At 71.7% G+C, this 7516-nt stretch carries 8 protein-coding genes; 5 read left to right on the top strand and 3 right to left on the bottom strand.

From position 1 onward, the window contains the following. Positions 1-865: glutaminase (locus D3105_RS30770; RefSeq protein ID WP_118906188.1), on the top strand; the 865-nt coding region annotated here is incomplete at its 5' end. 34 nt (positions 866-899) lie between these two features. Here D3105_RS30770 and D3105_RS30765 read toward each other — a convergent pair. After that, positions 900-1496: an SMI1/KNR4 family protein gene (locus D3105_RS30765; RefSeq protein ID WP_118906186.1), complete on the bottom strand. Its 597-nt coding sequence runs from the start codon at positions 1494-1496 to the stop codon at positions 900-902. Between the two features lie 92 nt (positions 1497-1588). Continuing rightward, positions 1589-2107, bottom strand: coding sequence for a pyridoxamine 5'-phosphate oxidase family protein (locus D3105_RS30760; RefSeq protein WP_118906187.1), 519 nt, complete (start codon positions 2105-2107; stop codon positions 1589-1591). Between the two features lie 209 nt (positions 2108-2316). Here D3105_RS30760 and dusB point away from each other — a divergent pair, with 209 nt between their 5' ends. Beyond that, positions 2317-3465, top strand: a complete 1149-nt coding sequence (gene dusB / locus D3105_RS30755) for a tRNA dihydrouridine synthase DusB (protein ID WP_118906185.1) — start codon at positions 2317-2319, stop codon at positions 3463-3465. Between the two features lie 17 nt (positions 3466-3482). Here the strand turns inward: dusB and D3105_RS30750 are convergent, their stop codons facing one another. Continuing rightward, complete coding sequence (locus D3105_RS30750) at positions 3483-4238, bottom strand: GntR family transcriptional regulator (protein WP_118906184.1); 756 nt, start codon at positions 4236-4238, stop codon at positions 3483-3485. A 270-nt stretch (positions 4239-4508) separates the two neighbouring features. On the opposite strand from D3105_RS30750, the gene D3105_RS30745 reads away from it, so the two are divergent. The 3 genes from D3105_RS30745 to D3105_RS30735 all read left to right on the top strand — a co-directional run. Continuing rightward, entirely contained in the window at positions 4509-5687 is a 1179-nt protein-coding gene (locus D3105_RS30745) for an ABC transporter substrate-binding protein (protein WP_118906183.1), read from the top strand. Further along, complete coding sequence (locus D3105_RS30740) at positions 5687-6601, top strand: ABC transporter permease (RefSeq protein ID WP_118906182.1); 915 nt, start codon at positions 5687-5689, stop codon at positions 6599-6601. The genes D3105_RS30745 and D3105_RS30740 overlap by 1 nt, the downstream gene beginning before the upstream one ends. Beyond that, positions 6589-7516, top strand: a 928-nt coding sequence (locus D3105_RS30735; RefSeq protein ID WP_240647085.1) for an ABC transporter permease, incomplete at its 3' end; no start/stop codon positions are given. The genes D3105_RS30740 and D3105_RS30735, both read left to right, overlap by 13 nt.

The raw sequence follows: 7516 nt of genomic DNA, 5'->3' as shown, positions 1-7516 counted from the left end.
CCGCGACGACCATGGCACCCCCGCCGACTACATACCGATGCTCGCGGGCGTCGACCCCCGGCGCTTCGGTATGGCCGTCGCGGAACCGGACGGGACCGTGTACGGGGTCGGGGACTGGCAGCAGCCGTTCTCGACGCAGTCCATCTCCAAGGTCTTCGCCCTCGCCCTGGCGCTCTCCCTGGACGGCGAGCGGATATGGCGGGGCGTGGGCCGCGAACCTTCGGGCAACCCCTTCAACTCCCTGGTGCAGTTGGAGTACGAGAACGGCATCCCCCGCAACCCGTTCATCAACGCGGGTGCCCTGGTGGTGACCGACCGGCTGCAGGCGCTGACCGGGGACGCCGCCGGGCAGGTGCGGGAACTGCTGCGTACGGAGAGCGGCAACGCGGCCATCGACTTCGTCCCGGACGTCGCCGCCTCCGAGGCGGCCCACGGCGACCGCAACGCCGCGCTGGCCCACTTCATGGCCTCCTACGGCAACGTCACGCTCCCGGTGCCCGAACTGCTCGCCGCCTACTTCCGCCAGTGCTCGATCGAGGCGTCCTGTGCGGACCTGGCCCTCTCCGCGGGGTTTCTCGCCCGGCACGGGGTCCGGGCCGACGGGTCCGTGCTGCTGACCCGCAGCCAGGCGAAGCAGGTCAACGCGGTCATGCTCACCTGCGGGACGTACGACGCGGCCGGGGAGTTCGCCTACCGGGTGGGGCTGCCGGGCAAGAGCGGCGTCGGCGGCGGGATCATCGCCATCGTGCCCGGGGAGTGCACCCTGTGCGTGTGGAGCCCGGGGCTCGACCGGCGCGGCAACTCGGTGGCGGGCGTGGCGGCGCTCGACCGGTTCACCACGCTCACCGGTCTGTCCGTCTTCTGACGCGCCGGTCTTCGGCCCGGCCGCACGCCCGAGGTCAGTCCACGAGGTCGCGCCAGAAGGCCACGGTCGACCGCAGGAGGGACGCGTCCTCCCAGTGCGGCGGTCCGTTGAACTCCTGGGTGATGTAGTCGGCCAGGTCGGTGCCGTAAGAGATGATGTCGGTCTGGTGGATCGACAGGACGGGGTGCCCGTACGTGCCGCGTCCGGCCGGCAGGCAACGATGCGAATAGACCGGGACCATCTGCGGTACGGCGGCCAGTTCACGGCGCGCCACCGCGATTGCCTGGGACTGTGTGTCCGGCTTCGCACCCCAGTGCGGTGACCAGAAGGAGTTGTGCTCCACGTCGAACAGCACGCCCTCGACCGGCCGCGCCAGGCGTTCGCGCAGTTCGTCGGGGTCGCCGTCGCGCCAGTTCGGCCACGGCTGCCGGCGTCCCGCCGAGGTCGACCGGTCCACGGGCAGCCCGGCCGCCAGGAACGCCCGGTGGTCGTCGCTGAACGCGAACCCGTACTCTTCCTCGATCCGGGCGAACTCGTCCTCGGACAGCCCGGGCTGAACGTCCGCACACCCCAGCCGCACCACCCTGCGCGCGGCCTCCGAGCCCAGCCGGGCGCCCTCTTCTGCGATCACCCCACGATGGTAGGCGGCGCGCTACCGGAGGCGCTCCGGCCCGTCGCCCCGGGGGCGTGCCACCTGATCGGGCTCCGGCCTCCCGGAACCGGCTACGGGGTCGACCTGGTCCAGAACTGGCGCGGCGAGAAGCCCTCGCGCCGCAGCCAGTGTTCCGTGTAGACGATCCGCTCGGCCTCGATCACGACCAGCGGGCCCGACTGGGGTTCGTCCAGCGAACGGGACCGCTCTACGTGGTCGGACTGCCAGCGGAAGGCCGGCCAGTAGTGCGCGAAGCCGGGGTCGTCCTCGGACAGGACGCGGGCCCTTCCGAAGAGCTGAGCCCCTCGGCTGCTTGCCTGTCCGACCAGCGGGGCGAAGATCCCCACCGACACCCGGGGGTCGGCGGCGAGGTTCCGCATCTTCGGGGAACCGGGAGCGGTGCTGAACATCACCGCGAAGTCGAGGTGGTAGTAGCGCACCGGCGTCGCGAGGGGGCCCTCCGGTCCCGCCGTCGCGAGCACGCACATGTTCTGCGTCGACAGCAGGTTGAGTATGCGTTCTCCCAGGCGCTCGCGATCGAGCCGCTTCTTCGGCGACGGGCCGGCCAGCCACGGGTTGGTTACAGGCATGCGCGAGTGTCCCATGCCCCGGTCGGCGCCTCGGGCGGTGCCCCTCCTGCTCCTCAGCACTCAGCTCCCGGCGGCGGCCCCGAGGACCGCGCCCCCGGTGCACCAGAACGCCACCAGCCGTTCGCCCGCTTCCGCAGCGCGGGGTCCGCCGGCGGCATCGCGGACGCCGCCCGGCCAGCCACCCGTCCGGCGTACGCGACAATGGAGCAATGACCACGTTCGCCCCCGCACTCCCGCAGCTCCGTATCGGCCCGCACACCGTGCAGCCGCCGGTCGTGCTGGCCCCGATGGCCGGTATCACCAACGCCCCGTTCCGGACGCTGTGCCGGGAGTTCTCCGGGGGCAAGGGACTGTTCGTCAGCGAGATGATCACCACGCGGGCGCTGGTCGAGCGCAACGAGAAGACCATGCAGCTCATCCACTTCGACGCGACCGAGACGCCGCGCTCGATCCAGCTGTACGGAGTGGACCCGGTCACCGTGGGCAAGGCCGTCCGGATGATCGTGGAGGAGAACCTGGCCGACCACATCGACCTGAACTTCGGCTGCCCGGTCCCCAAGGTCACCCGCAAGGGCGGCGGCTCCGCGCTTCCGTACAAGCGGCCCCTGCTGCGGGCCATCCTCCGGGAAGCCGTCTCGGGCGCCGGGGACCTCCCCGTCACCATCAAGATGCGCAAGGGCATCGACGACGACCACCTCACTTTCCTGGACGCGGGGCGCATCGCCGTCGAGGAGGGTGTCACCGCCGTCGCTCTGCACGGGCGCACCACCGCCCAGCACTACGGCGGCACCGCCGACTGGGACGCCATCGCCCGGCTCAAGGAGCACGTCCCGGAGATCCCCGTCCTCGGCAACGGCGACATCTGGTGCGCCGACGACGCCCTGCGGATGATGCGCGAGACCGGGTGCGACGGGGTCGTCGTCGGGCGCGGGTGCCTCGGGCGGCCCTGGCTCTTCGCCGATCTGGTCAACGCCATGGAGGGCCGCACGACCCGGCACGCGCCCACCCTGCGCGAGGTCGCGGACGTCATGGTGCGCCACGCGACCCTGCTGGGGGAGTGGATCGGCGACGAGGCACGCGGCGTCATCGACTTCCGCAAGCACGTGGCCTGGTATCTCAAGGGCTTCGCGGTCGGCTCCGAGATGCGCAAGAAGCTTGCCGTCACCTCCTCGCTGGAGGAGCTGGGCGGCCAGCTGCACGAGCTGGACCTCGACCAGCCCTGGCCGGACGGCGCCGACGGGCCCCGCGGGCGGACCTCCGGCAACAACCGGGTCGTCCTCCCGGACGGCTGGCTCAAGGACCCGTACGACTGCGCCGGTGTCAGCGCCGACGCCGAGCTGGACACCTCCGGCGGCTGAAGCGGTACGGGCGGGGCTCAGCCCGCCACGCCCGGCCCCGCCCGCCGCGCCAGCGGCGCCGCCGCCGCGGAGTTCATCACGTTGAAGACCACGCTGCCCGCCCGGTAGCGGTCGTCCGTCCACTCGATGGCCCGGCCCGCCGCCGTGTACGTCAGGTGGCGCTGACGCAGCAGCGGGCTCGCCCGGCGGACCCGCAGCAGCCGGGCGTCCTCGCTGCCCGCCGCCACCGCGTCGATCAGGTGCTCGCCGTGATGCGCCACGATGTCCGCACGCTCCGCGATGCTGTCCATGATCGAGACGCAGTCCTCGGGCAGAGCCCGGACCGCCGGGGCCACCCAGTCCGCGTACACGGTCCGCTCCACCATCACCGGCTCGCCGTCCAGGTGCCGCAGTCGCAGTACGTACAGGATCTCGCTGCCCGGCTCGGCGTCCAGGCGGGCCGCCTCCTCGTCGGTCGCGGGGCGCGTGGTGCGGGCGAGGATGCGGCTGGAGACCTCGCAGCCCATCGCCCGCGCCCACTGCGCGAAGCTGTTGAGCTGCTCGAAACTCTGCCGGCGCTCCTGGCGCAGGACCACTCTGCGTGCCCCCTGCCGGGAGCCGATCAGGCCCTCGGAGGCCAGCAGCGCCACCGCCTGGCGGACCGTGCCGCGCGAGGCCTCCCACCGCGCGGCGAGGTCGCTCTCGGACGGCAGCCGGGAGCCCGGCGGGTGGACGCCGCTCCGGATCGCCTGCCGCAGCGACTCCGCGATCTCCTCGTAGCGTGAACGGCCCACGCGTCCCCCCCGTCGGTCGACTGATGTGTATCCGCGCTGTGCACAGGAAGGTGTTTGCGCCACGGTCCGGAATCTCACTCCAACGTCCGTCCGGCCGTCGCCATGCACGGCTCCCCTACCTACCACAACCCCGATATCACTGGCTTCCCTCTTCCTCGGCTCTTGCGGCACCGGTCATCGGACGTTAACTCCTCGGACACCTGAGCCGGGCGAACTGATGCCAGCTTGTATGAACAAGTGGCCCTCACTTCGCTCCCCGGGAGACACACCGTGCACAGAGCCCGACCCCGCCCCCGTACGCGCGCCACCGGCCGTGCCGTTGCCGCTCTCGCCCTCTCCACCGCCGCTCTCACCGCGCTCACCGCGTGCGGCGCCGCGCCCGAGGAGGAGGCCGCGACCGGGGTGAACGGGGTGAGGTCGACCGAGGCGACCTCGGTCGCCGACTTCGGCGGGATGGAGAAGCTCGTCGCCGCCGCCGAGGAGGAGGGCGAGCTGAACGTGATCGCCCTGCCGCCGGACTGGGCGAACTACGGCGAGATCATCAAGGCGTTCCAGGCCAAGTACAAGATCAGGATCAAGAGCGAGACCCCCGACGCCTCCAGCTCCGACGAGATAGCCGCCGTCAAGTCCCGCAAGGGCCAGAAGCGCGCCCCCGACGTCCTCGACCTCGGCATCGCCTTCGCCCGCAGCGGCGCCGCCGAGAACCTGTTCGCCCCGTACAAGGTCGCCTCCTGGGACAGGATCCCCGACAGCCAGAAGGACGCGGACGGCCGCTGGTACAACGACTACGGCGGCTACGTCTCCATCGGCTGCGACGCCGCCCGCATCACCACCTGCCCCGAGACCTTCGCCGACCTGCTGAAGCCCGAGTACAAGGGGAAGGTCGCCCTCAACGGCAACCCGACCAAGTCCGGCTCCGCGTTCGGCGGGGTGTACGCGGCCTCCCTCGCCAACAAGGGCTCGTTCGGCGACATCCAGCCCGGCATCGACTTCTTCGGCAAGCTGAAGAAGAGCGGCAACTTCATCCCCGTCGAGTCCACCCCGGCCACCGTCGAGAAGGGTGAGACGCCGATCAGCATCGACTGGGACTATCTGAACGCCGGGTACGCCGACCAGTTCAAGGGCAAGGGCGTCGACTGGAAGGTCTCCGTGCCGACCGACGGCGTATACGCCCAGTTCTACTCGCAGGCCGTCAACAAGGACGCCCCGCACCCGGCCGCAGCCCGCCTCTGGATGGAGTACCTCTACAGTGCCGAGGGCCAGAACCTCTGGCTCAAGGGGTACGCCCGCCCCGTGCTGCTGCCCGCCATGACCGAGGACGGCACCGCCGACAAGACCTTCGTCGCCAAGCTGCCGAAGGTCGAGGGCACCCCAGCTTTCCCCTCCTCCGAGGAGCTGGACAACGCCAACGCCACCCTCGCCGAGAACTGGGACAAGGCCGTCTCCTGATGACCGTCCCGCACCCGTCCGCCGCCCCGGGACCCGGGGCGGCCACCGCGCAGGGCGGTGGCCGTGTCCGCCGCCGCCCGTCCCGTGCCTGGCTCGGCGCGCTCCCGCTGCTCGTCTTCGCCGGGCTCTGCTTCGGACTGCCCGCCGGGGCCCTGCTGTACGGGGCGCTCACCCGCACCGATCCGATCGCCGGGACCACCGAGTTCACCGGCGAGCACCTCTCGCGCTCGCTCCAGGGGCCCTACCTCACCTCGCTCACCGGCAGCGTCCAGCTCTCCGCGCTGACCGCCGCCCTCGCCACCGTGCTCGGGGTGCTGATCGCCCAGGCCGTCGTCACCTCCCGGCGCGGCGCCCTGCGCGGCGCGGTCCTCACCGCCTCCGGGGTGCTCGCCAACTTCGGCGGGATCCCTCTCGCCTTCGCCTTCGTCGCCACCCTCGGCATCTCCGGGGTCGTCACGGAGCTCGGCCATCTGGACGCCCTCGGCTGGAACCTCTACTCCTTCACCGGGCTCACCGTCATCTACCTCTACTTCCTCGTCCCGCTCATGGTCCTCGTCGTCGTCCCCGCGCTGGACGGGCTGCGCCCGCAGTGGCGGGAGGCCGCGCTCAGCACCGGGGCCTCCACCTGGCAGTTCTGGTGCCATGTCGGCCTGCCGGTCCTCGCGCCCTCCCTGCTCGGCGGCTTCGTCCTGCTCTTCGGCAGCGCCTTCGCCGCCCACGCCACGGCCGCCGCCCTGGTCGGCGGCTCCGTCCCGCTGGTCACCCTGAAGATCGCCGACGCCCTCTCGGGCAACGTCCTGGTCGGCCAGGAGAACGTGGCCCTGGCGCTGAGCCTCGACATGATCGTGATCGCCGGACTGGTGATGGCCGTCTACCTGCCCCTCCAGCGACGGAGTTCCCGATGGCTGCGCTGACCCCCCTCTCCACGCCCTCTGCTGCACCGGACGCCGTTCCGGCCACGGCCGGTACGGCCCGTCGCCGCCGGCCCCGCTACTGGCGTGGGGCCGTCCTCACTCTCGCCGGGCTGTACTTCCTCACCCCGCTCATCTCCTCGTTCGTCTTCACCGTCCACGTGCCGGGGCAGGGCCTCACCTTCGCCGCGTACAGCGGGATCCTGTCGGCCGACGGCTTCACCGAGAGCCTGTTCCTCTCGCTGTCCCTCGCCGCCGCGACCATCGCGCTCGCCCTGCTGCTCGTCGTGCCGGCCCTGGTCGCGGTCCGGCTCGGGCCGCCCCGGCTGCGCGCCGTGGTCGAGATCGTCTGCATGCTGCCGCTGGTGGTGCCGCCGATCGCGCTGGTCACCGGGATCGCCACCGTGCTGCGCTGGGGGCCCGACCACTTCTCCCGCACCCCGCTCTACCAGACCTTCCTCGCCGTGCAGAACGAGTCGTTCCCGGTGGTGCTGGTCCTCGCCTACACCGTGCTCGCGCTGCCGTTCGTGCACCGCTCGCTGGACGCCGGACTGCGTGCGGTCGACGTGCCCACGCTGGTGGAGGCGGCCCGGAACTGCGGGGCGGGGCGGCTGTACGTGATCCTCCGCGTCATCCTCCCCAACCTGCGCTCCTCGCTCGCCGGGGCCTCCTTCCTCACCCTCGCGCTGGTCCTCGGCGAGTACACCGTCGCCTCGCTGCTGGGCTTCCGGCCCTTCGCGGTGTGGATCGTCTCCGTCTCCGGCGCCGAGGCCCGGATGTCGGTCGCGGTGTCCCTGCTCTCCCTGCTGATCACCTGGGTCCTGCTGCTCGTCCTCTCCCGCGCCGGAAGCGGCCCGTCCACCGGTGTCCCGGCCGCCGGTTCCGCCCCCGGACCGGCCGAGCAGCAGGACCCAGGTG

This window comes from Streptomyces globisporus (genome assembly GCF_003501885.1).
Lineage (GTDB): Bacteria > Actinomycetota > Actinomycetes > Streptomycetales > Streptomycetaceae > Streptomyces > Streptomyces globisporus_D.
This window is presented reverse-complemented; position numbering and strand designations above follow the sequence as displayed.